Origin of the sequence: Brevundimonas bullata (genome assembly GCF_014207965.1) — a bacterium.
GTDB classification, from domain to species: domain Bacteria; phylum Pseudomonadota; class Alphaproteobacteria; order Caulobacterales; family Caulobacteraceae; genus Brevundimonas; species Brevundimonas bullata_A.
The window spans coordinates 254,516-278,523 of record NZ_JACHLM010000004.1; the positions used below are offsets into that span (position 1 = coordinate 254,516).

Sequence of the window (24,008 nt, forward strand, 5' to 3'; positions counted from 1 at the left end):
CGCGATAAGCCTCCCCTTAACCCTGTCATCGATAAGACGACGGTGATCGAGGAGAGTATGCGCGTGTTTAAAAACCTGACTGTCGCCGGAAAAATGCTTCTGGCGGGCGGAGCCGTTACGGGTGCGCTGCTGCTTTTCGCGGCCTTCGCCGTGTCGCAGAATACGCGAACCGTCACCCGCGAGCTGTCGCATGACTATGCCCAGGCTCTGGGCGACAGCGCGGTGGCGAACGTCAGCGGCAAAATCAACGAAGCCTCGGCGACGGCACGCTCCATGGCGGAGACCATCGGCAAGGCGCACGAATCCGGCGTGCGCGACCGGGGTACGGTCATGGCCATGCTGAAGCCAGCCGCCGCCGCGACCCCCCTGGTCATGGGCAGTTGGTTCATGGCTGCCCCCGACGCCTTCGACGGCCGTGACGCCGCCATGACAGGCCGCGCCGACCTGGGCTCGAATGCCTCCGGGCGCTTCATGACCTACTGGGTCAATGACGGCGGCACGATCACCCTGCAGAAGCCGATGGAGAGCTCTGACTACGAAGAGCCCTATTACGCTCAGCCCTTCTCGTCGGGGAAGCCGGCCATCGTCGAGCCCTATGCCGAGGACGTCGGCGGCAAGACCGTGCTGATGACCTCAGTCGCCTATCCAGTCGTCTCGGGCGGCAAGGTTATCGGCGTAGCCGGTCTGGACCTGGCGCTGGACGATCTGTCGACCCTGCTGGGCAAGATGAAGCCCCTGGGCACGGGTGAGGTGATGCTGCTGTCCGGCAGCAGCCACTGGGTCTCCCACCCGGACGCCGCCCTGCGAGCCAAGGCCTACACGGAAGACCAGGCCGACGCGGTGCGCACGGTTCTGAGCAGCGGCCAGACCAACCAGTTGAACGGCTTGCGCAACCTGTCCGGCGTGCCGATCAAGCGCCTCGTGATTCCGGCCCCTCTGGCTGGCCTGAACGCCACATGGGCTCTGGTGACCGACATCCCCACGGCCGCGATCAACGGGCCGTCCGACCGCCTGGCGATCGCCATGATGATCGGGGGCATGGTCATCCTGGCCCTGGTCCTGGCCAGCCTCTTCTTCGTGACCGACCGCGTCGTGCGCCGCCCGCTGGCGCGACTGACCACCTCGGTCAAGGCGCTGAACGACGGCCGCTATGAAGAGCCGGTCCAGGGCATCGAAAGCGCCGACGAGGTCGGCAGCATCGCCCGCGCCCTCGACGGCTTCCGCCACCAACTGGCCGAAACCGTCCGCCTGAGAACCGAGCAGGAGCAGACCCGCGCCGCCGCCGAGGCCGAACGCCTGCGCAACGACGCCATTCGCCAGGCCGCCGAAGAGGAACAGCGCTTTGTCGTCGCCTCGGTCGGCGAAGGCCTGTCTCACCTGTCTGACGGCAACCTGACCTATCGCCTGGAAGCCGACTTCCCCGCCGACTATCGCAAGCTGCGCGACGACTTCAACGTCGCCATGGGCCGGATGGAAGAGACCATATCGGTCATCATCAGCAGCGCCGCCGGCATCCGCTCGACCACCTCGGAGATCAGCCAGGCCTCCGACGACCTGTCGCGCCGAACCGAGCAGCAGGCCGCCAGCCTGGAAGAGACCGCCGCCGCCCTGGAAGAAGTCACCACCACCATCCGCCACGCCTCGGACGGCGCCAATCGCGCCCACGATATCGTCGAGGCGACCCAGCAGAACGCCCGCCGCAGCGGCGACGTGGTCGATCAGACGGTCACGGCCATGCGCGAGATCGAGAGTTCGGCCCAGCAGATCAGCCGGATCACCGGCGTGATCGACGAGATCGCCTTCCAGACCAACCTTCTGGCGCTGAACGCCGGGGTCGAGGCGGCCCGTGCCGGCGACGCCGGACGCGGCTTCGCCGTGGTCGCCTCCGAAGTGCGGGCCCTGGCCCAGCGTTCCGCCGAGGCCGCCAAGGAGATCAAGGCCTTGATCGGGGCCAGCTCGGAGCGGGTCAACCAGGGCGTCCGACTGGTCGATGACACCGGTCAGGCCCTGACCCGGATTATCAGCGAGGTCGCCGAAATCAGCGGCCTGGTCGCCGACATCGCCGCCTCGGCCAAGGAGCAAGCCAGCGGCCTGGGCGAGATCAACGTGGCGGTGAACCAGATGGATCAGATGACCCAGCAGAACGCCGCTATGGTCGAGGAATCCACCGCAGCCGCTCATTCTCTGGCGCAGGAAACCACCAGCCTTTCCGACCTGATGGGCCGCTTCCGCATTCGCGACGCCGCCGCGCCGGTCCGCGTCCCCGTTCGTGCGCCAGCCGCGCGCCCCGCCGCACCCGCCCGAACGGTCGTCGCCCTCAAGGCTGTTGGCGGGCGGGGCCAGTCCGCCGCTCAGTCCACCGACTGGGAAGAATTCTAAAACCCCGAGGGCTCGTCATCCGGCGGGCCCTTTTCGGTTTGCCGGGTGACGCCGCCTCTCGCCGCAAATAAGCTGAGCCATTGGGCGCGACTGAAGCCTTGCCACAGACTTGCCGGAGGCTTGCCAGACGATGACGATCATCCCACGAAGAGGCATGCGCCCTGATTGTTTCATAGCGGCGGCTGTCGCCGCCCTCGTCGCTTGCGTGAGCCCCGCCATGTCCCAGACCCCTTCTGTTTCAAACACCGCGCCCTGGGATCAGGCCTTTCTGCCGCCCGCGCCCGCGTGGAGCGGCGCGTCCAAGGCCCTGCTGCGCGACGCCTCCGATCCCTGGGTCACGGCCTTCGAGGCCGATGCAGCGCATGACTTCTCTCCCTCCTATGCCGACACCCGCGCATGGTTCGACCGGCTGGATGCGGCCAGCGACCTGATCCGCATCGAGCAGTTCGGCGTCTCGCCGGAAGGGCGGCCCATTTATGCGGTGATCGCGTCGAAGGATGGGGCGACGCTTGATCCGTCCAAGCCCGTCCTGCTGGCGCAGGCCGGCATCCATCCGGGCGAGATCGACGGCAAGGACGCGGGCATGATGCTGCTGCGCGACATGGCCTTCTACGGCAAGGACGGCTTGCTGGACCGGGCCAACCTGATCCTGATCCCGATCCTGAGCGTGGACGGGCATGAGCGCACCGGCCCCTATTCCCGCCCCAACCAGCGCGGACCGCGCAACCAGGGCTGGCGTCACACGGCGACCAACCAGAACCTGAACCGCGACTTCATGAAGCTGGATCAGGCCGAGATGCAGGCTGTCATGGGCCTGATCCACAAGTATCAGCCGGACCTCTACGTCGATATCCACGTTACCGACGGCATCGATTATCAATACGACGTCACCTATGGCTACAACGGCGAGGACGGCGTCTGGAGCCGCAGCCCGGCGATCGCCAGATGGCTAGACGAGGCCTTCAAGCCAGAGATGAACGCCGCCCTGGAGGCCCAGGGCCACATCCCCGGCGAACTGGTCTTCGCCATCGACGACCGCGATCCCAAGAAGGGGATGAACGACGGCGGCCTGGGCGAACGCTATTCCAACGGCTGGGGCTCGGCGGCCCACGTCCCGACCATCCTGATCGAGAACCACAGCCTGAAGCCGCACGAACAGCGGGTGCTGGGGACCTATGTCTTCCTGGAAGAAGCCCTGAAGGTTCTGGCCGAAAAATCCCAGACCCTGCGCGCCGCCATCAGCGCCGACCGCGCCCAGCGCCCCGCCGAACTGCCCGCCAACTTCAAGGGCGACGACCAGCCGACGCGGATGCGCCCGTTCAAGGGCATCCTTTATGACACCTATGACAGCGCCGCCTCGGGCCGCCCCGAACTGCGCTGGCTGGGCCAGCCGGACCCGGAGCTGTGGCAGGTGCCCTACTTCGGCTCGCATCCGACCCTGACGCTGAAGCGCCCGACCGCCTACTGGGTGCCGTCCTATCGCGCCGACCTGATCGAGCGGTTGAAGATGCACGGCGTGCAGATGGAGACCCTGGCGGCGCCGTGCACGGTGGCCGTCGACATGCTGCGCCTGGTCGATCCCAAGGTCTCGGGTCGCACCAATGAAGCCCATGTGCCGATCACGGTCAGCGAGGTCCGCACGGAGGCCAAGGACTGGACCTTCCCCGTCGGTTCGGTCCGCGTGCCGACCGATCAGCCGTTGGGCGACGTCGCCATCCTGCTGCTGGAGCCGCAGTCGAGCGAGAGCTTCTTCGCCTGGGGCATGTTCCCCGAGGTGCTGAACCGCGTCGAATACATCGAGGCCTACGCCATCGCGCCCCTGGCCGAGAAGATGCTGGCCGCCGATCCGGCGCTGAAGGCCGAGTTCGAGGCCAAGTTGGCGGCCGAGCCCGCCTTCGCCGCCGACGGCGACGCGCGTCTGGCCTGGTTCTATGAGCGCACGCCCTTCTATGATCAGCGCTTCCGCCTCTATCCGGTCGGACGGGAGAACTGAGCATGGTGCCTTCGATTCAGGCGGCGACCCTGTGGGGCGGGCTGCTGATCCTGCTGCTGCTGGTCCTGTCCAGCGTGGTGGTCAGCCGTCGGCGTCGGCATCTGATCGAGTTCGGGGACGGCGGAAATCCCGAGATGACGCCCGCCGTCCGGGCCTTCGGCAACGCGGCGGAATACATCCCCGCCGGCATCTGCGGCCTGATCCTGCTGGCCTTCGTCGGCGCGCCGCCCCTGCTGATCCACGGCGTCGGCGGCGTACTGTTCGCGGGCCGAGCCATCCACGCCCTGGGTCTGCTGTTCCAGAAGGGGCCGTCGCTGGGCCGGGTGACGGGGATGGTCCTGACCTGGCTGGCCCTGCTGGTGGCGTCGGTCAGCTTGATCGCCTGGTCGGTGATCTAAGCCTTCTTGTTGCGATGCGGGGTCGGGTCCGCCATATCGGGGCATGTCCGATAAGACGCCCTCCCCCGACATCCTCCATGACTTGGTCGCCGCCGCGCTGAAGGCCGGTGCCGACGCCGCCGAGGCGGTCTCCGCCCACCGCGCCTCACTGTCCGTCGGCGTGCGCAACGCCGAACTGGAAGAGGTCGAGCGCGAGGAGGCCCGCGATCTGGGGCTCCGCGTCTTCATCGGGCGACGTCAGGCCACGGTGTCCGCCTCGGACCTGTCCGACGCAACCCGCGCCCGCTTGGTCGAACGCGCCGTGGCCATGGCCCGGCTGGCGCCCGAAGATCCCTATGCGGGTCTGGCGCCGCAGGACCGTCTGGCTCAGGGGCCGCACGCCGACCTCGACCTGTTCGACCCGTCCGAACGCACCGCCGAGGCGCTGGAAGCCGCTGCCGCCGAGGCGGAGGCCGCAGCGCTCGGCGTCGCGGGCGTATCCAAGTCGGAAGGCGGTCACGCCTCCTGGTCGGCCAGCGAATGGCGTCTGGTCACCTCGCACGGCTTTGACGGCCGCCATCAGGGCAGCGCCTTCTCTCTGGGCGTCGGCGTCATCGCCGAGAAGGACGGGGCCATGGAGCGCGGCGGCGAAAGCCGCGCCACCCGCCACCTGTCGGACCTGCCCGGCGCCGCCGAAATCGGCCTGAAGGCCGGAGAGCGCGCCGTGGCCCGCGTCGGCCCGCGCAAGATCGCCTCGACCACCGCCCCGGTCATCTTCGAGAACCGCATCGCGACGCAGGTGCTGTCGCCCCTGCTGGGCGCCATTTCCGGCCCGGCCATCGCCCGCGGCAGCTCCTTCCTAAAGGACAAACTCGGCCAGCGCGTCCTACCCGCCGGGGTCGACATGATCGACGATCCCTTCCGCCTGCGCGGCCTGGGTTCGACCCCGTTCGACGACGAAGGCGTGGCGGTCGAACGGCGCGAGATCGTGCGCGACGGCGTCCTGACCACCTGGCTGCTGAACAGCGCCGCCGCCGCTCAGCTGGGTCTGGCCTCGACCGGCCACGCCTCGCGCGGTCTGGCCGGGCCGTCCGGCGTCTCGACCCACAACCTGCATCTGGCGCCGGGCGAGAACGACAAGGCGGGCCTGATGGCCGAGGCCGGGTCAGGCCTGCTGATCACCTCCATGTTCGGCCCCTCGCTGAACGGCAACACCGGAGACTGGTCCGCCGGGGTGTCCGGCTTCTGGTTCGAAGACGGCGAGTTGGCCTATCCGGTCAGCGAAGTGACCGTGGCGGGCAATCTGATCGACCTCTACGCCCGACTGGTGCGCGGATCGGATCTGGAGTTCCGGGGTTCCTTCAACAGCCCCTCCCTGATGTTCGACGCGGTGGCCATCGCCGGAAAATGACCGACCTCCTGTCTGACCTCGAGCTGATCCGCGACGCGGCCCTGGCCGCCGGTCGGCTGGCGCTCGAGCATCGCGAGGCGGGGCTGAAGGTCTGGTCGAAGGAGGGCGGCTCGCCCGTCACCAGCGCCGACCTGGCGGTGGATCAGCTGTTGCGCGACACGTTGCTGAGCGCCCGGCCCGACTACGGCTGGTTGTCCGAGGAGACGGCGGACAGCCCCGAGCGACTGACGAAAAAGCGCATCTTCGTCGTCGATCCCATCGACGGCACCGTCGCCTATATGAAGAACAAGCCGTGGTGGTGCGTGCCCATCGCCGTCGTCGAGGACGGTCGCCCGGTCGCCGCCGTCATCCACGCCCCGATGCTGGGCGAGATGTTCGAGGCCACGCTGGGCGGCGGCGCCCGACTGCAGGGCCGCCCCATCAGCGCTTCGGACACCGACACCCTGGAGGACGCCGAGCTTCTGGCCGACGCCCGGCTGATGGAGGCGCGCGAATGGGCCGAGCCCTGGCCCGAAATGCGCTTCACCAAGCGCAACGCCCTGGCCTACCGCATGGCCCAGGTCGCGGCGGGGGCCTTTGACGCGGCTATCGCCATCAGCCCCAAATGGGACTGGGACGTCTGCGCCGGCGCCCTGATCGCCGAGGAGGCCGGGGCCAAGGTCAGCGACCATATGGGCCGCGCATGGTGCTTTAATCGTCCCGATCCGCGACAAACCAGCCTGATCTGCGCCGCGCCGGCCCTTCACCCGTTGATCGTGAGGCGTACAGCGCCTATCCCGCTGGCCATCTGATCATCCCCTCTCGCAATGGACCCCCTCTCCATGGCCGACGCCCATAACGCGCACGATCCCCAACTGCTTCACCTCGTCATCGGCGGCGAGATGCGCCACCCGGCCGAGCCGGTCTTCCGCGATCTGGACAAGGTCGAGTTCGTCGGCGCCTTCGGCAACTATGAAGAAGCCAAGAAAGCCTGGAAGGCCCGCGCCCAGGCCACCGTCGACAACGCCCACATGCGCTACTTCATCCTGCACGCGCACAAGCTGATCGACCCGCGCTCCGACGTCTAAGGTCGACGCGCGCCTCACGGCGACGTTTTCGGAACCGCACAGGCGGCTGACGCGCTTTCTCGTCAGCCGCCTTTGGCGTTTCTGGAGGACACGTGGCATGCTGACACCCACCCTGATCGTCCTGCTGTTGGTGATCCTGGCCGTCGCCGCTATCGTCTGGGTCGTGCGCAAAGGCCCCGCGCATACGCCCCGTCCGGGCGAGGATCAGGATACGGCTTGGAACGACCCGATCACCCCGGCCGAAACCCATCACCACCGCCCCCGCGAACCGGAGACGCGACCTTGACCCTGTTCGGCTACACCATCGACGGACAGCAGCTGTTCGGCGTCCTCTCCCTGGTCAGCGTTCTGGCCCTGTGGCTGGTCGTTCTGAGACGCGAGCGCGGCTATGCGCGCTGGTTCCGCCAGTGGGAGGCCGACCGCAAGGCCCGCCGCGACGCCGAGACCGCGCACCACGGTCCCAAGCGCGGTCCCTGGGGCTGACGACGAGGCTGACTACTCGCGCTTCAGCAGGCGGTCGACGACCAACTTGCCCCACCAGCCGGCCTTGAACTCGGCGCGGATCGCCTTGGGGTCATATGCGTCGCTGTCGATCCAGTCCTCGAAGCTGAGGCCGGTCGGCTCGATCTCATTGACGTACTTCTCCAGCACATAGTCGAGCACGCCGGTCAGCCCCTCGCGGCTGTGAAGGGTGCGCTTGCCCAGTTCCGACATGGCTGCCGAGATCGGCTCGCCCAGATGGAAGTGGCGATAGAGCACCGCCATCATCCCCGCCCGATCCGCGCCCGACTTGCAGTGGATCAAGGCCGGATACTCGATGCTGCGGAACAGCTCGCGCGCCCGATGGATGCGGTCGCGGCCCGGCGGATCGCGCGAGTCCAGCGGGGCGTCGATCAGGGTGAGCCCGAGACGCTCGCACGCGTTCTTCTCCAGCCAGTAGTAGGCCTCATCGCGCTGTCCGCGCAGATTGATGACGGTCTTAATCCCGCGCTTCTGCCAATAGGCCAGTTGCCCCGGCGACGGCTGATTGGTGCGCACCAGATCCGGTCCCAGCCAGTGGGCGTTGGTGAAGGCCGTGCGCAGGAAGGCGTGATCCGCCCAGAAATAAGACCACCGCGCCTTGCACCGGCCCATCAGCGTTGTCAGATCATAGCGCGCCATAAGCCGCAGATAACGACGAAACCGCCCGGCGTCACCCTCAGCTTGACGGCGGCGGCTTGACTTGACGCCCGTCCCGTTCGACCGAGAGCCAATGACTGTTCCTGCGCCCGCCTCCGACACCCGCGAACCGCTGCGGCCGCTTCTGGGCCGCATCTGGCGCGACTACCTGTCCCGGCACAAGCGCGCCTTCTTCGCCTCCATGTTCTTCGCGGCCGTTTCGGGCGGTCTGACGGCCCTGCTGCTCAAGTTCCTGGAACCGGCGATCGACCTGCTGTTCACCAAGCACGAAGGCCCGGTGGAGGTCTGGGGCCTGGTCACCATCCCGTCGGACAAGGTGCTGATCCTCATCCCGCTGTTCATCATCATGGTGGCGGTGATCCGTTCACTGGCCATGGCGGCGCAATCGGCGCTGGTGAACCGCCTGGGCCACGGCATCGTCGGCGACATTCAGCGACAGCTCTTCTCGGGCATGATCCGGGCCGACCTGTCGCGTCTGCGCGGCCAGCATTCGGGCAGCTTCGTCTCGTCCGTCCTGTTCGACGCCAACCTGGTGCGCGAAGCCTTCACCTCGGGCGTGGTCAACTACACCCAGAACGCGCTCATGCTGCTGGGCGTCATCATCGCCATGGGCTTCATCGATCTGCCGCTGACGCTGATCGTCCTGCTGGGCGTGCCCGTGGTCAGCTGGATCATCCGTCGCTTCGGCCAGAAATCGCGCAAGGCCGCACGCGGAGCCATGGTCGAGACCGAGGCCCTGTCCAGCGCCCTGATGGAGAACCTGGACGGCGTTCGGGTCATCAAGATCGAAAACCGCGAAGCCGCCGAGGAAGCCCGCGTCGGCGAGGTCATCGCCCGGCGCCAACGCCATATCATCAAGGGCTCCGACAGCCGCGCCTTCGCCGGCCCAGCCAGCGACATCGTCGCCTATGGCATCGTCGCCGCCGTCATGGCCTATGCCGGGTGGAGCGCCAGCCAGGGCCAGATGACGGTCGGCGCCTTCGCCTCATTCATCGGCATGCTGCTGCTGGCCGGTCAGGCCCTGCGTCAGGTGACCAACCTGACCACGGTCCTCAGCGAGGGCCTGACCGCCGCGCGCCGCCTGTTCACCGCCCTGGATATCGAGCCGGAAATCCGCGAGGCGTCCAACGCCATCGAGCTGGAGACCGGCCCGGTCACCGTCGCCCTGGATCACGTCTCCTTCGCCTATCAGACCCGCGAGGACGGGGCCGCGCCGACCCTGTCGGACGTCAGCCTGCACGTCGCGCCGGGCGAGACCATTGCTCTGGTGGGGCCGTCGGGCGGCGGCAAGTCCACCATCCTGTCACTGCTGCCGCGCTTCTATGACGTGACCGCCGGGGCGGTGACGATCAACGGTCGCGATGTCCGCGAGCTGAAGCTGCAGTCCCTGCGCGATCACATCGCCCTGGTGACGCAGGAGCCCTTCCTGTTTGACGACACCATCGCCGCCAACATCGCCTATGGCCGCAAGGGCGCCACCGCCGAACAGATCATCGAGGCCGCCCGGTCCGCCGCCGCCCACGACTTCATCACCGCCCTGCCCGAGGGCTACGCCACCCGCGTCGGCGAGGCGGGGATGCGGCTGTCGGGCGGTCAGCGCCAGCGCGTCGCCATCGCCCGCGCCTTCCTGAAGGACGCCCCGATCCTGTTGCTGGACGAGGCCACAAGCGCGCTGGACACCGAGAGCGAGGCCCTGGTCCAGGCGGCGCTGGAGCGGCTGATGCACGGTCGCGCCACCCTGATGATCGCCCACCGCCTGTCCACGGTTCAGAACGCCGACCGCATCTATGTCATCGATGCAGGGCGTGTGGTCGAACAGGGAACCCACGCCAGCCTGGTCAAAAAGGGCGGCCTCTACGCCCGACTGGCGCGGCAGCAGTCGCTGGACGGCCCGCTTCCCGTCATCGCCTCGCCCCTGCCCGACGAGACCGGCGCATGAGGCCGCTACGCAATCCTGTGATCCAGACCTCCATGGCCTGGATTCTCTCGGAGTGGATGCGGTTCTGCTACGCCACCATCCGCTGGGAACATGAAAACCAGCAGGTCGCCGAAGAGGTCTGGGCCGAGGGCGGCGGCGTGCTGTGCGCCTTCTGGCACGCGCGGCTGGCCCTCGCGCCGGCCTCCTGGCCGATGAAGCGGGCGCAGCCGATCAAGGGTCTGGTCTCGCTCAGTCCCGACGGCGAGTTCTTCACCAAGGCCGTGGCGCGTCTTGGCATCCCCGCCGTGCGCGGATCGTCCAGCAACAAGGACAAGGCCAAGCAGGCCAAGGGCGGGACGCAGGCTCTGCGCGACGGCCTGAAACAGTTGAAGGTCGGCGGCCTGGCCGTCACCCCCGACGGCCCGCGCGGACCGGCGCGCCATATGGCCGAGGGCCTGCCCCTGATGGCCAAGCTGTCGGGCGCACCCGTCCTCTTCATCGGCGTTTCTTGCAAGCCCGCGATTCGCCTGAACAGCTGGGACCGGGCGGTCCTGCCGCTGCCCTTCGGCAAGGGCGCGGTCGTCTGGGACAAGGCCTGGTATCCCGAAGGCGCCGAGATGGCCGAGGTCGCCGCCGACTGGACCGAACGCCTGACCGCCGTCGAGGCCCGCGCCGATGCGCTCACCGGGCTGGAGCGGATCTAGGCCGTGATCTTCAGCCCCGCCCTGATCGCCTATCGCCTGCTGACCCGCCTGATCGAGCCTTTGGCCCCGCGCCTGCTCGACGCCCGCGTCAAGCAGGGCAAGGAAGACCCCCAGCGCGTCGACGAGCGGCTGGGGCTGGCCGGCGTCGCCCGCCCCGCCGGGCCGCTGATCTGGATTCACGGCGTCAGTGTCGGCGAGGCCCTGTCCATCCTGCCGCTGGCCGAGCGCATCCGTAAGGAGCGCCCCGACGTGACGGTTCTGGTCACGACCGGGACCCTGACATCGGCGCAGATTCTGGCCAAACGCCTGCCGCCCGGCGTCATCCACCAGTTCGCACCCGTGGACAGTCCCGGCGCCGTCGCCGCCTTCCTCGACCACTGGCGGCCCACCGTCGGCGTCTTTGTCGAGAGCGAACTGTGGCCCAATCTGCTGATGGCGGCGAAGAAGCGCGGAACAGCCCTGGCCCTCGTCAGCGCCCGCATCACCGACAAGACCGCCGAGGGCTGGAAGAAGGCCCCCGGCATGGCTCGCGCCCTGATGGCGACATTCGCTCACGTCTGGCCCCAAGATCAGGCCAGCGCCGACCGGCTGACGTCCCTGGGCGCCCGCGTCGACGGTCAGGTGAACCTGAAGCTGTCGGGCGAGCCCCTGCCCTATGATCAGGGCGAGTTCGGCCGCCTGTCGGCCCTGATCGACGACCGACCCGTCGTCGTCGCCGCCAGCACCCACGAGCACGAGGAAATGGCCATCGTCGGGGCGCTGGATCATCTGGCCGACCGGCTGTTCCTGATCGTCGTGCCGCGCCACCCGGATCGCGCCGACGAGATCGCGCGGTCGCTGGCCCAGGACGGCTACAGCTTCGCCCGGCGCAGCCAGCGCCAGCCGATCACGGATCAGACCGACATCTATCTGGCCGACACGCTGGGTGAACTGGGCCTGTTCATGCGGCTGGCTGATGTGGTGGTCATGGGCGGGTCGTTCGCGCCCGCGCTGGGCGGCGGGGCCGTCGGCGGGCATAATCCGCTGGAGCCGGCCCGTCTGGGCAAGCCGGTCGTCACCGGCCCCGACGCCAGCAACTGGGCCGCCGTGACGCGGATGCTGAAGTCATCCGGGGGGCTGATCTCTGTGCTGTCGCCGTCCGAACTGCCCAGCGTCGTCGGCCCCCTGCTGGCCGATCCCGACGCCGCTCGCGACATGGGCGAACGCGGCCGCCGCGCCGCCGCCGAGGCCGCCGCGGGGCTGGACCGCCTGTGGCTGGCGCTTCAGGCCCACCTGCCCGCCGCCCCCTCGCGAGGCCGTCGATGAAGCTGAACACGCCCCGCTGGTGGTACAGCCGCGACCGCCGCCATGCCCCGGTGGCGCGGATGCTGCTCAAGCCCGCCTCGTGGATCTGGGCTGGCGTCACCGCGCGCCGCATCGCCAAGGCCGCGCCGGTCGATCCCGGCGCGCCGGTCATCTCCATCGGTAATCTGACTGTGGGCGGCTCGGGCAAGACGCCCATCGCGCGCGAGGTGCTGCGCCTGCTGCACACGCAAGGGATCAAGGCCGCAGCCCTGTCGCGCGGCTACGGCGGGACGCTGGAGGGGCCGGTTCAGGTCGATCTGGCCGTCCACACCGCCGCCGAGGTGGGCGACGAGCCGCTGATGCTGGCCGCCGACGCGCCCGCCTGGATCGCCCGCGACCGCGTCGCCGGAGCCCAGGCCGCCGTGGCGGCGGGCGCCGAGGCCCTGGTGCTGGACGACGCCCATCAGAACCCGACGCTGAAGAAGACCCTGAGCCTGATCGTGGTGGACGGCGAGACGCGCGGCGACGAATGGCCCTTTGGCGACGGCTCGGTCTTTCCCTCTGGCCCGATGCGCGAGCCGCTGAAGGCGGGACTAGCCCGCGCCGACGCCGTCGTCATCCTGCTGCCCGCCGACCTGGCCGAGGCCGATCCTGAGTTAGTCGAAACCTTCGGCGCCCTGCCCGTCTTCATCGCCCGGCTGGAACCCGCCGCCGCCCCGCCTGCGGGGCCTCAGGTCGGCTTTGCCGGCATCGCCAAGCCGTGGAAGGTGGAGCGGTCGCTGATCGCCGCCGGCTGCGACCTGAAGGACTTCGTACCCTTCCCCGATCACGCGGCCTTGTCAGAGCGCGACTTCGCCCTGCTGACGGATCGAGCCTCCCTGTTCGAGGCGGGGCTGGTCACGACGGAGAAGGACTGGGTGCGTCTGCCGCCGAAATGGCGCGACCGGATCGTTTCCTGGCCGGTCGCGGCGAAGTTCGCGGATGAGGAGGCTTTTGTTGAATTGCTGCGCTCATTCCTTCTCCCCTTGCGGGAGAAGGTGGCAGCCGGAGGCTGACGGATGAGGGGTCGCGCCGCGCTTGCTGACGCCGCCCTTCATTCGACCGCGGGCCACCTTCTCCCACAGGGGGAGAAGGATTCAATCGGCGCGGAAGACCTGGCCGTTCTTCATCACGAAGCGGACGCGCTCCAGTTCGGTGACGTCGCTGAGCGGATCGCCCGAGACGGCGATCAGGTCGGCGGGCATGCCCGGCGCCAGACGACCGGCTTCGTTCGAGATCTTCAGGTGTTCGGCGGCGCCGACGGTGGCGGACTGGATGGCCTCCAGCGGGGTCAGGCCGGCGCGAACCAGCAGGGCGAACTCCTGGGCGTTGTCGCCGTGGGCCGAGACGCCGGTGTCGGTGCCAAAGGCGATGCGAACCCCGCCTGCGTGCGCCCGTCGCGCCATGTCCAGCATCTTGGGTCCGGCTTCCAGCGCCTTGGCCGTCTGTGCCGGGGTGAAGTAGTTGTCCGGCCTGGCGGCGACGCGCGCCACATAGTCGCCGGCCATCAGGGTCGGGACCAGCCAGGCGTTGTGCGCCTTGAACAGCCGCATGGACTCGTCATCGAGATAGGTGCCGTGTTCGATGGAATCGCCGCCCGCCTTGAGGAAGGCGTTGATGCCGTCGACGCCGTGGGCGTGGGCCGTGACCTGACGCCCCATTCGGTGGGCCGAGGCGACGATGGCGGCCAGTTCGTCTTCGCTGAACTGCTGGGCCAGACCGGCCGCGGTGTTGGACAGGACGCCGCCGGTGGCGGTGATCTTGATGATGTCGGCGCCGCTGCGGACCTGAAGCCGGACAGCGCGCATGCAGTCCTCGACGCCCGAACAGACGCTTTCCGGCGACAGGACGTGCATGACGTCCTCGCGATAGCCGTTGATGTCGCCGTGTCCGCCGTGGACCGACACCGCCGAACCCGAGGCGATGATGCGCGGTCCCGGCACGTCGCCGCGCCGCACGGCGTCGCGCAGCGCGAAGATGGCCTCGTTGCTGGCCCCCAGATCAGCCACCGTGGTGAAGCCGGCGTTGAGAGTGCGTCGGGCGTAGCGTGCCCCGACCATGGCCTGGGTGGCGTTCGATTCCGTCACCTCGTCCAGACGCCCGGTGGGGCTGGATTGGCCGGTCAGGTGGACATGGCTGTCGATCAGGCCAGGCAGGACGAAGGCGCCGCGCAGATCGACCACCTTGCCGTCGCCGACGAAGCCGTCGCGGATTTCGATGACCTGGTTCCCTCTGATCACGAGAGTTTTATCTCGCAGCACCCGACCGCTGGCGGGATCGGCCAGAAGCCGCCCCACTTGGACGAACGTGGTCGGCTGTTCCCCAGAAACGGCAGCGACCGCGGGGGCTTGCTGTGCCTGCGCCGACGTCGCCGCCAGAACGGCGACGGTCACAATCAAGGCCAGTTTCTTCATCGGTCCCTCCCAGAACTCCAGCTTTCACCTTAGACGCTCGTCGGCTTTCGCCAAGGCTCAGGTTGCGTCGTTACGGGGCTTCGTGAAACAAGCCGTCACAGTTGTTTAAATGTGCGAGGGGCGTCGCATGCGGCTATCCAGACGTGGCTTGATCTTGGGCGGTTCGGCCCTGTTGGCGGGATGTACTTCCGCCGCCTCTACCGTTCAGCTCGCCGGCGCTGCGCCTGCCAGCCTTCCGATCGTTCCGGTCCCGACCGTCGCGCCGCAGCCCGCCACCTTGGCCAAGGTCAGCGGCCCGGTCATCGACCCGCACGGGATCGTGCGCCAGGACCTGATGGAGCGCGCCCAGGCCGCGCTGGACACTCACGGACACAAGATTTCCAAGCGCGACCGGATGTATCTGGTCGATTTCCAGAAGTTCTCGGGCGAGGACCGCTTCTACGAGGTCGATCTGGAAGGCGGCTGGGTCACGGCCTATCGCACCAGCCACGGTCGTGGCTCCGACCCGGCGCACTCGGGCTTCGCCCAGCGCTTCTCGAACCAGATGGACAGCCATATGTCGTCCATCGGCGCCTACGCCACGGCAGGCGCCAGCTGGGGCAGCCAACAGGGGCCGAACGTCCTGCTGGACGGGCTGGAGTATTCCAACAACCGCGCCCGCGAACGCGCCATCATCATCCACGGCGCGGACTACGCCGACCCGGCCTTCCTGGCTCGGGAGGGCAAGCTGGGTCGGTCCTACGGCTGCTTCTCGGTGTCCCACGCCGACCTGGCGCCCCTGCGCGAACGCATGGGCGACGGTCGGCTGCTGTTCGCCATGGCCTGAGCGAGTGCAGCCGCTTAACGCGGCCACACTGACCAGAGCCGCTTAACGCGGCTCCAGCGCCCGCCAGCCGATGTCGGTTCGGTTGAAGCCGCCCGGCCAGTCGATCTTGGCGATGGCTTCATAGGCGCGCGTCCGGGCCTCGGCGATGTCGGCGCCATAGGCGCAAACGTTCAGCACACGACCACCAGCGGCTGTCAGCGTCCCGTCCTCGCGCTTCCTGGTTCCCGCATGGAAGACCTGGACGTGTGGCCCGAAGTCCTGATCGGCGCCGCGGATGACCGAACCCTCCAGCGGGCTGTCGGGATAGCCCTTGGCCGCCAGAACCACACAGATGACCACCCCGTCCTTGAACCGGGGGGCCGGCGCCTTAGTCAGGTCGCCGCGGGCGCAGGCCAGCAGCAGGGGCACGATGTCGCCGTCGAAGCGCATCATCAGCACCTGGCATTCCGGGTCGCCGAAGCGGGCGTTGAACTCGACCACCTTGGGGCCTTCGCTCGTCGCCATCAGACCGGCGTAGAGGACGCCGCGATAGGGCGCGCCCTCGGCGGCCATCATGCGGATGGTCGGCTGCACCACGCGTTCGTCGGCCTGCTGCACCAGTTCGGGGGTGAAGACCGGCGCCGGGGAATAGGCGCCCATGCCGCCCGTGTTCGGTCCCATGTCGCCGTCGAATGCGCGCTTGTGGTCCTGGGCGCCGCCGAACAAGACGGCCCGCTGGCCGTCGCACAGGGCGAACAGCGAGCCCTCCTCGCCGTCCATGAACTCTTCGATGACGACGCGCGAGCCGGCCGAGCCGAAGCGCCCGCCCAGCATCCGCTCGATCTCGGCCTCGGCGTCCTGCCTGTCGGGGCTGATGGCCACGCCCTTACCCGCCGCCAGGCCGTCGGCCTTGATGACATAGGGGGCGGAATAGTTGTTCAGCGCTGCCTTGGCCGAGGCGGTGTCCTCATAGACGCCGTAACCCGCCGTCGGGATGCCGTGGCGTTGCAGGAAGGCCTTGGAGAAGGCTTTCGACGTTTCCAGTTGCGCCGCCTTGGCGGTCGGGCCGAAGCAGGGGATGCCCGCCGCATTCAGCCGGTCGGCCAGACCCTCGGCCAGGGCCGATTCCGGTCCGACCACGACCAGATCCGCCTTCATCTCACGCGCCAGGGCGGCCAGGCCCTCGGCGTCGGTGGCCTTGAACTCGGGCCGCAGCTCGGCGTGCCTGGCCATGCCCGGATTGCCGGGCGCGGCGACGAGCCGCGTTACCAGCGGCGACTGGGCTATTTTCCAGGCCAGGGCGTGCTCACGCCCTCCCGATCCGACGAGCAGAATGTTCATGATCGCGAAATGACCGGCCCAGCCGCCGCGGTCAAGCGGGAGAAAGGGTTACTGCGCCGGCGGCGTCCAGCGCGGCAGGGCCGCCAGCTGCTGCGCCGTCAGGTCGGTGGTGAGGTCCTTGTCGGCGCCGTTGTTGCGCGCCAGGCCGCGAACCTGATCAACCGGCACCTGCACCTTGACGTCGCCAGGTCCGTCCAGTTCGACCACCAGATGGGTCAGTTTGCCCGCGGCGTCCAGCACCAGGACCTCAACATCACCCAGGTCGGTATTGTCGGCGGCGATCAGATCGGCGTCCTCCAACTGCTTGCGCGACATGCCAAAGGCCAGGGCGGCGTCGGTTGCGGCCAAGTCGGCTCGGGTCTCGGTCACCGGAGCGGGCGCTGCGCCGGGCGCGGGGGCCTGAACCACGTCGTCGGTGCGATTGTCGCCGCAGGCGGCCAGAGCCATCAGGGCAGCGGCGGAGACGGCGGTCAGGGCTAAGGTCTTCATGTGGCTTCCTCCAATTCAGAACAGGGCCGAGGCCACATAGATGGCCGCCCCCAGCAGCAGGATGACGCCGATCAACAACCAGGGACTGACCGACGGCGCGTTGCTGCGTCGCGACAGCTGATGCTCTCGCGGCGCGCGGTCGGCGGGATCGGTTCCGGGCGGATCAGCGGGCTCCATGGTGAAGCCAACGAGCGGGGCCGCTGCCCGTTCCCGCCCGCGACGACACGGGCTAAGGTGACGCCATGATCTCTGACAACGACTATGCTTTCGAAGGCCCCGCCGAAGCGCCCGCCGCCGCGCGCGACAACAACCCGCCCCTGTCGATCTCGGAGCTGAGCTTCGCGCTGAAGCGCACCCTGGAGGACCGCTTCGGCCACGTGCGGCTGCGCGGCGAGATCTCCAAGGTGAACCGCCACGCCTCGGGCCACGTCTATCTGACGCTGAAGGACGACAAGGCCGCCATCGACGGCGTCATCTGGAAGGGCGTGGTCAAGGGTCTGGGCGCCCAGCCGGAAAGCGGGCTGGAAGTCATCGTCACCGGCAAGATCACCTCCTACCCGGCCCGATCCTCCTATCAGATCGTCATCGAGAGCATGGAGCCAGCGGGCGCGGGCGCGCTGCTGGCCCAACTTGAACGCTTGAAGGGCCGCCTGCGCGACGAGGGCCTTTTCGAGCCCAGCCGCAAGAAGTCCCTGCCGACCTTCCCGGCGACGATCGGCGTCATCACCAGCCCGACGGGCGCGGTGATCCGCGACATCCTGCACCGCATCGCCGAGCGCTGGCCCTGCCGCGTCATCGTCTGGCCGGTGGTGGTTCAGGGCGACGCCGCCGGCGGTCAGGTGGCGAACGCCATTCGCGGCTTCGATCAGATGACGCCGGACGGGCCGATCCCCCGCCCCGACCTGCTGATCGTGGCGCGCGGCGGCGGCTCCGTCGAGGACCTGTGGTGCTTCAACGACGAAGCCCTGGCCCGCGCCGTGGCCGAGGCCCGCATCCCCATCATCTCGGCCGTGGGACACGAGACCGACACCACCCTGATCGACTTCGTTTCCGACCGCCGTGCGCCGACGCCGACCGGCGCGGCCGAGATCGCCACGCCGGTTCTGGCCGACCTGCGCTGGGCGCTGAGCGATCTGGAGGCGCGTCTGGCGCGCGCCGGTTCGCGCCTGCTGGAGGATCGCCGCACCCGGCTGCGCGCCGCCGCGCGCGGCCTGCCCGCCCGGCCCGAGGACCTGCTGGCCCTGCCGCAACAGCGGCTCGATCACGCCGCCAGCCGTCTGGGCTCGGGCCTGCACCGCAACGTGGCTGTGCATGAGCGCCAGCTGGCCGTGGTCGGCGGACGCCTGTCCAAGGGCCTGCTGGACCGCGCCATCGAACGGCGCGGCGACCGGCTGGCCGCCTATGCCGACCGTTTCGGCCCGGCGATGAAGCGGCGGCTGGATCGCGACGAGACCCGGCTGGCCGCCCTGTCGCGGGCTCTGGCCACCCTCGATCCCAAGCGGCCCAAGCCCGGTTTCGCCCGCATCGAGGACGCGGTCGGGGCCATGATCGCCTCGGCCGCCGCCCTGTCGCCGGGTCAAGCCGTGCGCATCGTCTTCAGCGACGGCGCCCGGGGCGCGACCATCGACGGCGAAGGCGCGGGGCCTCGGCCGATGGCTCAACCTGCTGCCCCGCCCGCGTCCAAGCCCGCCCCGCGTCCCAAGCCGTCAACGGCGGGACAGGGCGACCTGTTCTAGCCGTACATCCGCTCACTCCCGCGACGGCGGGTGAGCGGCTCGAGTTGGGACGCGCCCGTCACGACTTTGTCTTCTTTGAGATGACGGCGATTCACCTCTCGTCTCGCACGCCGAGGCATGCCAATCATCGGTTCATGACGACGCCTGTTTCGCCTCCCGTTTCGCCCTCGCCCGCCACGTTGCATTACGGCGACGGCGAGTTCGCCGTGCTGCGCCCCGGTGCCTATGTGACCTGCGCCGTCAGCGGCGTGCCGATCCCGCTTCCCGCCCTGCGCTACTGGTCAGTGGACCGTCAGGAAGCCTACGCCAGCCCGCTGGAATTCATGGCCGCCGCGCGCGACGCCTGACGACAGCAAACCCATGTCCGCCCTGCAATCACTCGACGTCCTCCTGGCCGACGACAACCCCAATATGCGGTCGATCGTCTTCGCCATGCTGAAGTCCATCGGCGTGACCAGACTGCGCGAGGTCGCAGACGGCGCGGCGGCGCTGGAAGCGCTGAACGCCCGGCCGGCCGATCTGGCCATCGTCGATTTCAGGATGTTGCCGGTGGACGGGGTGACCTTCACCCAACTGATCCGCACCGCGCCGGATAGCCCCAATCCCTATCTGCCCATCATCATGATGACCGGGCATTCAGAACGGCGCCGCGTGGCGCAGGCGCGCGATGCCGGCGTGACGGAGTTCCTGGTGAAGCCAGTCACGCCATTGGCCCTTCTGACCCGCATCCAGTCCGTGATCATGCACCCGCGCGAGTTCATCAGGACCGAGGACTATTTTGGGCCTGACCGCCGCCGCACCCAGAATGAGAACTTTGCGGGACCGTTCCGGCGCGCCACCGACGCCTTGCTCGACTAGGCCTCGGACGCCGCCAGCGCCGCATAGACCTCGGCTGGCCAGCGCTTGTGGACCCAGAACCAGTCCACCGGATGCTCGCGCACCCGATCCTCGACGAAACGGTTGACCGCCTGAATGCCCGCGAGGATGTCGGCGGTTTTGTCGCCGGTGTCCGGCACAGCGATCGGCGCGTGCGCAGTCACGCGGAAACGCACGCCGGGCAGGCGCACCACCGACAGGGGCTGCATCACCGTGCCGAATTTCAACGCCAGGCGCGCCGCGCCGGGCGAGGCGTTGACCGGTTGGCCGAAGAACTCGACCTCGGGTCCCTGATTGTACTTCTGATCGACCAGCAGGGCGATGGACTCGCCGCGCTTCATGCCCGTCATCAGCTCGCGCGTGCCGTCGCCCTTGGGCGCGAACAGCTTGATGCCGTAGCGCTCGCGGCTCTGGCGGATCAAGGCGTCGACATAGGGGTTGTTGGCCGCGCGATAGGTGACCTGGCACGGCACGCCCGCGGCGAGAATCGCCGCCGCCATCACTTCGAAATTGGCCAGATGGCCCGAGACGAAGACCACCGGCCGTCCGCTGTCGCGGATGGTCTGCAACCGTTCGAAGCCGACCAGATCGATACGCCCGCCTTCCGGCGTCAGGCGATCCATGACCGCCAGTTCGGCGAAGGTGCGGCCGGTCTGCTCCCACTGGTCGATCGCCAGTCGAGCCCGCTCGCCGGCGTCCATATCGGGAAAGGCGATGCGCAGGTTGCGCGTCACCGTCTTGTGCGTGCCCGTCAGCGGGCCAAGCGTCCGCAACAGCCGACCACCAAAGCCGGACGCCCCCTCGACACCCAGCGCCCGCAGGAAGGCGAACAGCGCCTTGAACGCGACCGCCTCCATCCGCCAGTTCAGGTCCTGAAGAAACGGGACCTTCATCTGGGCGCTGCCGCCCTGGGGGCTACTTGAGCGCGCGTCGCTATCACCAGGCAATCGTCAGTCCGCCGTCCACTACAAGAGTCTGTCCGGTCACATAGGCCGAGGCAGGGCTGCACAGATAGACCGCCGTGCCCGCGATTTCATCAGGCTGGCCGATCCTTTTCAGCGGGGCGGGCTCGGTCACGGTCTTCAGCAGCTCCGGGTTCTCCCACAGGTATTTGGCGAAGTCGGTCTGGACCAGGCCAGGCGCGATGCAGTTCACGCGCACGTTCGACGGGCCGTATTCCACCGCCAGATTGCGCGCCAGCTGCATGTCGGCGGCCTTGGAGATGTTGTAGGCGCCGATCAGGGCGTTCCCGCGTAGCCCGCCGATCGAGGAGATGATCAGGATCGCGCCGTCCTTGCGCTCCAGCATCTGCGGCGCAACCATCTGGATCAGCCAGTGGTTGGAGATGACGTTGTTCTGAAGAATCTTTTCGAACTGGTCGTCGGCGATCCCCGCCATCGGCCCGGCATAGGGATTGGTCGCGGCGTTGCAGACCAGGATGTCGATCTGGCCGAACGCGGCGTTGGTCTCGTCCGTCAGACGCTGCAGATCTTCCTTGGAGGCGATGTTGGCGGGGATGGCGACGGCGCGGCCCGCGCCGTGCTTTTCATTGATGGCGGCGGCGACTTCTTCGCAGGGCCCGGCCTTGCGCGAGGAGATGACGACGCGGGCGCCGTGCTCGGCCAGACGCTCGGCGATGGCCTTGCCGATGCCCTTGGACGAGCCGGTGATGATGGCGACCTTGCCGCTCAGATCGAACAATTCCACGCCTAAACCTCCCATTTGGTCGGATTTCTGTGTCCGAACCCTAGCCGTTACCTCTAGTTACCCTGATACTTGGCCGATTCCATACGGGAAAGGCGGTTCAACACCGGCCCCATGCGCAAGATCACCGGCGGTTTTCTGTTCTTCGGCTACCTGTTCCTGTCCCTGGCCATCGGGCAGACGATCTGGCGCGCCGGTATGGGCGCGGGCGCTGGGGCCGCCGGCGTGCTCGGCGCCCTGGGCGTCATGCTGGGCCTGCACGCTGCCATCGCCGGGGTTCTGGACCGTCGCGCCCTGCGCAAGGAGATCGCCAAAGTCCGCGAGGCGCACCGCCTTCTGGCCGATGCGATGGAGTCGACCCAAGGCGCCCTGACCGAACTGGCCGAGGCCATCGAAAGCGGTGCCCTGTCCAAGACCGAGGCCCTGACTGGCGAAGTGCGAATGCTGGAGGGCCTGATCCAGCAGATGAGCGAGTCGATCGACGACCGCCTGTCGTCGTCGCCGATCACCGCCGACACCTTTGAGGGCCGCCGTCAGGTCCAGTCGAACACCCTGCTGAAAACCGTCCACGACGCCCTGACGGAAAACCGGGTCGACCTCTATCTGCAGCCGGTCGTCACCCTGCCGCAGCGCCGCACGGTCTTCTACGAAAGCTTCACCCGGCTGCGCGATCCGTCCAACCGGGTCATGATGCCGGCCGAGTATCTGTCGGTGGCCGAGGGCGAGGGCCTGCTGCCCGCCATCGACAACCTGCTGCTGTTCCGCTGCGCCCAGATCGTGCGCCGTCTGGCGCGTCAGGATCGCAAGGTCGGGGTCTTCTGCAACGTGTCGCTGGCCTCGCTGGGCGACGAGACCTTCTTCCCCCAGTTCCTCGATTTCCTCAGCCAGAACCGCGACCTCAAGGACGCCCTGATCTTCGAACTGGGCCAGGCCACCTTCGACGCGCGCGGCGCCGCCGAAGCGCGCAACATGGCCAAGCTGGCCGACCTGGGCTTCCGCTTCTCCATCGACAAGGTGCAGACGCTGGATCTGGACTTCGCCGACCTGCAACGCTCGGACGTGCGCTTCATCAAGGTGGCCGCCGACCTGCTGATCGAACAGCTGCTGGACCTGGACGGCGCCACGCCCCTGGCCTCGCAGCCCGACATCCAGGCCGCCGACTTCGCCCCCCTGACCCGCCGCTACGGGCTCGAGCTGATCGCCGAGAAGGTCGAGACCGAGAAGCAGGTGGTCGACATCCTCGAACTCGACATCGGCATGGGCCAGGGCCACCTGTTCGGCGAGCCGCGCGCCATCAAGGAAGCTGTCCTGGCCGAAACCGATCCGCCCGCCGAGTTCGTACGCACCACGCTGCAGTCAGCCGAGCAACGCCGGCGGTTCTGATCCCCTTTCGTCATCCCGGAAGCCCGCAGGGCTATCCGGGACCGCCGAGAACGCCACCCTCAAAACACCGCGCCCCTGGCGGTCCCGGCTCTTGGCTCCGCTCCGGCCGGGATGACGGGGGAAAAACAGCCGAAAACCGCCAGACAGTCGGGCCGCCACGCGTTCCGATGTCCATATGACCGACACCCTCGACTGGCCCCGCATCGCCGATCATCTGAACGCCCAGGGCTGGGCCGTCGTCGGCCCGCTGTTGACACCCGCGACCTGCTACGCCCTGCAGGCCCTCTACGACCAGCCCGAGCGATTCCGCAGCCGCATCCTCATGCAGCGGCACGGCTTTGGGCAGGGCGAGTATCAGTATTTCGACAATCCGTTGCCCGATCCCCTGCCCCGGCTGCGGGCGCGGCTCTATGCGGGTCTGGCGCCCATCGCCAACGGCTGGGCCGCGCGACTGGAGCGGCCCGGCTTTCCCGACAGTCTCGATGAGCTGACCGCCCAATGCCGGGCGGCGGGCCAGGCCCGGCCGACCTCGCTGATGCTGCGCTACGGTCCCGGCGACTACAACCGGCTGCATCAGGACCTCTATGGCGATCTGGTCTTCCCCTTGCAGGCGGCGATCCTGCTCAGCGATCCCGGTGAGTTCGAAGGCGGGGAGTTCGTGCTGGTCGAGCAGAAGCCGCGATCGCAGTCACAGGCCCACGTCGTGCCGCTGAAACAGGGCGAAGCCGTGATCTTCGCCGTGCGCGAGCGTCCGGTTGCAGGGACGCGCGGCGACTATCGCGTGCAGATGCGCCACGGGGTCAGCACGGTGCGGTCGGGCAAGCGGATGACGCTGGGGCTGATTTTTCATGATGCGGCCTGAAGCCCGATCAAGAAAAAGGCCCCTCCGTCGAAACGAAGGGGCCTCAT

General features: G+C 68.3%; 25 protein-coding genes. 18 read left to right on the plus strand and 7 right to left on the minus strand.

The features are described from left to right. The first annotated feature begins 57 nt into the window (after window positions 1-57). The 8 genes from HNP51_RS13225 to HNP51_RS13260 all read left to right on the plus strand — a co-directional run bounded on the left by HNP51_RS13225 (window position 58) and on the right by HNP51_RS13260 (window position 7,710). Window positions 58-2,379, plus strand: a complete 2,322-nt coding sequence (locus tag HNP51_RS13225; protein WP_184271281.1) for a methyl-accepting chemotaxis protein — start codon at window positions 58-60, stop codon at window positions 2,377-2,379. A 217-nt stretch (window positions 2,380-2,596) separates the two neighbouring features. Beyond that, on the plus strand, window positions 2,597-4,372 hold the full coding sequence (locus tag HNP51_RS13230) for a M14 family metallopeptidase (protein WP_260398489.1): 1,776 nt from the start codon (window positions 2,597-2,599) through the stop codon (window positions 4,370-4,372). Then, entirely contained in the window at window positions 4,369-4,770 is a 402-nt protein-coding gene (locus HNP51_RS13235) for an MAPEG family protein (RefSeq protein WP_409360128.1), read from the plus strand. The genes HNP51_RS13230 and HNP51_RS13235 overlap by 4 nt, the downstream gene beginning before the upstream one ends. Window positions 4,771-4,813: 43 nt before the next feature. Beyond that, on the plus strand, window positions 4,814-6,160 hold the full coding sequence (locus HNP51_RS13240) for a TldD/PmbA family protein (RefSeq protein ID WP_184271290.1): 1,347 nt from the start codon (window positions 4,814-4,816) through the stop codon (window positions 6,158-6,160). Beyond that, a complete protein-coding gene (locus tag HNP51_RS13245) occupies window positions 6,157-6,951 on the plus strand; it encodes a 3'(2'),5'-bisphosphate nucleotidase CysQ (protein WP_184271293.1) in 795 nt (264 codons plus the stop codon). Before HNP51_RS13240 ends, HNP51_RS13245 begins: the two co-directional genes overlap by 4 nt. A gap of 15 nt (window positions 6,952-6,966) precedes the next feature. Continuing rightward, on the plus strand, window positions 6,967-7,227 hold the full coding sequence (locus HNP51_RS13250) for a DUF4170 domain-containing protein (RefSeq protein ID WP_184271296.1): 261 nt from the start codon (window positions 6,967-6,969) through the stop codon (window positions 7,225-7,227). A gap of 97 nt (window positions 7,228-7,324) precedes the next feature. Then, window positions 7,325-7,513 carry a hypothetical protein gene (locus tag HNP51_RS13255; protein WP_260398490.1) on the plus strand — a complete coding sequence of 63 codons (189 nt, stop codon included), beginning with the start codon at window positions 7,325-7,327 and terminating at the stop codon, window positions 7,511-7,513. Further along, window positions 7,510-7,710, plus strand: a complete 201-nt coding sequence (locus tag HNP51_RS13260) for a hypothetical protein (protein WP_184271298.1) — start codon at window positions 7,510-7,512, stop codon at window positions 7,708-7,710. Before HNP51_RS13255 ends, HNP51_RS13260 begins: the two co-directional genes overlap by 4 nt. 12 nt (window positions 7,711-7,722) lie before the next feature. On the opposite strand, the gene HNP51_RS13265 is transcribed toward HNP51_RS13260, so the two are convergent. Beyond that, window positions 7,723-8,388 carry a fused DSP-PTPase phosphatase/NAD kinase-like protein gene (locus tag HNP51_RS13265; protein ID WP_184271301.1) on the minus strand — a complete coding sequence of 222 codons (666 nt, stop codon included), beginning with the start codon at window positions 8,386-8,388 and terminating at the stop codon, window positions 7,723-7,725. 91 nt (window positions 8,389-8,479) lie between these two features. Here HNP51_RS13265 and HNP51_RS13270 point away from each other — a divergent pair, with 91 nt between their 5' ends. The 4 genes from HNP51_RS13270 to lpxK are packed head-to-tail and all read left to right on the plus strand — an operon-like array spanning window position 8,480 to window position 13,367. Continuing rightward, a complete protein-coding gene (locus HNP51_RS13270) occupies window positions 8,480-10,345 on the plus strand; it encodes an ABC transporter ATP-binding protein (protein WP_184271304.1) in 1,866 nt (621 codons plus the stop codon). 32 nt (window positions 10,346-10,377) lie between these two features. Beyond that, window positions 10,378-11,028 carry a lysophospholipid acyltransferase family protein gene (locus HNP51_RS13275; protein WP_260398491.1) on the plus strand — a complete coding sequence of 217 codons (651 nt, stop codon included), beginning with the start codon at window positions 10,378-10,380 and terminating at the stop codon, window positions 11,026-11,028. Window positions 11,029-11,031: 3 nt separating this feature from the next. Next, window positions 11,032-12,333 (plus strand): 3-deoxy-D-manno-octulosonic acid transferase, encoded by a 1,302-nt coding sequence (locus tag HNP51_RS13280; RefSeq protein WP_184271310.1) that lies wholly within the window; start codon window positions 11,032-11,034, stop codon window positions 12,331-12,333. Next, window positions 12,330-13,367: a tetraacyldisaccharide 4'-kinase gene (gene lpxK, locus HNP51_RS13285; RefSeq protein ID WP_184271313.1), complete on the plus strand. Its 1,038-nt coding sequence runs from the start codon at window positions 12,330-12,332 to the stop codon at window positions 13,365-13,367. The genes HNP51_RS13280 and lpxK overlap by 4 nt, the downstream gene beginning before the upstream one ends. An 81-nt stretch (window positions 13,368-13,448) precedes the next feature. On the opposite strand, the gene HNP51_RS13290 is transcribed toward lpxK, so the two are convergent. Further along, the gene (locus HNP51_RS13290) at window positions 13,449-14,765 is read right to left on the minus strand and encodes an amidohydrolase family protein (RefSeq protein WP_184271316.1); all 1,317 of its coding nucleotides are present in this window, start codon (window positions 14,763-14,765) and stop codon (window positions 13,449-13,451) included. A gap of 127 nt (window positions 14,766-14,892) precedes the next feature. Between HNP51_RS13290 and HNP51_RS13295 the strand changes: the two genes are divergently transcribed. Continuing rightward, window positions 14,893-15,591 carry a murein L,D-transpeptidase catalytic domain-containing protein gene (locus tag HNP51_RS13295; RefSeq protein ID WP_184271319.1) on the plus strand — a complete coding sequence of 233 codons (699 nt, stop codon included), beginning with the start codon at window positions 14,893-14,895 and terminating at the stop codon, window positions 15,589-15,591. Between the two features lie 42 nt (window positions 15,592-15,633). Here the strand turns inward: HNP51_RS13295 and purD are convergent, their stop codons facing one another. From purD to HNP51_RS13310, 3 genes are read right to left on the minus strand one after another with little or no spacing between them, the layout of a single operon-like run. Beyond that, window positions 15,634-16,911 (minus strand): phosphoribosylamine--glycine ligase, encoded by a 1,278-nt coding sequence (gene purD / locus HNP51_RS13300; RefSeq protein ID WP_184271322.1) that lies wholly within the window; start codon window positions 16,909-16,911, stop codon window positions 15,634-15,636. A gap of 48 nt (window positions 16,912-16,959) precedes the next feature. Next, window positions 16,960-17,400 (minus strand): PRC-barrel domain containing protein, encoded by a 441-nt coding sequence (locus HNP51_RS13305; RefSeq protein WP_184271325.1) that lies wholly within the window; start codon window positions 17,398-17,400, stop codon window positions 16,960-16,962. A gap of 15 nt (window positions 17,401-17,415) precedes the next feature. Next, a complete protein-coding gene (locus HNP51_RS13310; RefSeq protein WP_184271327.1) occupies window positions 17,416-17,577 on the minus strand; it encodes a hypothetical protein in 162 nt (53 codons plus the stop codon). Window positions 17,578-17,642: 65 nt separating this feature from the next. Between HNP51_RS13310 and xseA the strand changes: the two genes are divergently transcribed. The 3 genes from xseA (at window position 17,643) to HNP51_RS13325 (ending at window position 19,994) form a co-directional block, all read left to right on the plus strand. Continuing rightward, a complete protein-coding gene (gene xseA, locus HNP51_RS13315; protein ID WP_184271330.1) occupies window positions 17,643-19,136 on the plus strand; it encodes an exodeoxyribonuclease VII large subunit in 1,494 nt (497 codons plus the stop codon). Between the two features lie 134 nt (window positions 19,137-19,270). Continuing rightward, on the plus strand, window positions 19,271-19,483 hold the full coding sequence (locus tag HNP51_RS13320; RefSeq protein WP_184271334.1) for a DUF2093 domain-containing protein: 213 nt from the start codon (window positions 19,271-19,273) through the stop codon (window positions 19,481-19,483). 13 nt (window positions 19,484-19,496) lie between these two features. Further along, window positions 19,497-19,994 (plus strand): response regulator, encoded by a 498-nt coding sequence (locus HNP51_RS13325; RefSeq protein ID WP_184271337.1) that lies wholly within the window; start codon window positions 19,497-19,499, stop codon window positions 19,992-19,994. Here the strand turns inward: HNP51_RS13325 and HNP51_RS13330 are convergent. Both HNP51_RS13330 and HNP51_RS13335 read right to left on the minus strand, forming a co-directional pair. Continuing rightward, a complete protein-coding gene (locus HNP51_RS13330) occupies window positions 19,991-20,905 on the minus strand; it encodes a lysophospholipid acyltransferase family protein (RefSeq protein ID WP_184271340.1) in 915 nt (304 codons plus the stop codon). The two genes, HNP51_RS13325 and HNP51_RS13330, sit on opposite strands and share 4 nt — an antisense overlap. Window positions 20,906-20,948: 43 nt before the next feature. Beyond that, window positions 20,949-21,719: an SDR family NAD(P)-dependent oxidoreductase gene (locus HNP51_RS13335; RefSeq protein ID WP_184271343.1), complete on the minus strand. Its 771-nt coding sequence runs from the start codon at window positions 21,717-21,719 to the stop codon at window positions 20,949-20,951. A 111-nt stretch (window positions 21,720-21,830) separates the two neighbouring features. On the opposite strand from HNP51_RS13335, the gene HNP51_RS13340 reads away from it, so the two are divergent. After that, window positions 21,831-23,099, plus strand: a complete 1,269-nt coding sequence (locus HNP51_RS13340; protein ID WP_184271345.1) for an EAL domain-containing protein — start codon at window positions 21,831-21,833, stop codon at window positions 23,097-23,099. 175 nt (window positions 23,100-23,274) lie between these two features. Next, window positions 23,275-23,961 carry a 2OG-Fe(II) oxygenase gene (locus HNP51_RS13345; protein ID WP_184271348.1) on the plus strand — a complete coding sequence of 229 codons (687 nt, stop codon included), beginning with the start codon at window positions 23,275-23,277 and terminating at the stop codon, window positions 23,959-23,961. Window positions 23,962-24,008: the final 47 nt, after the last annotated feature.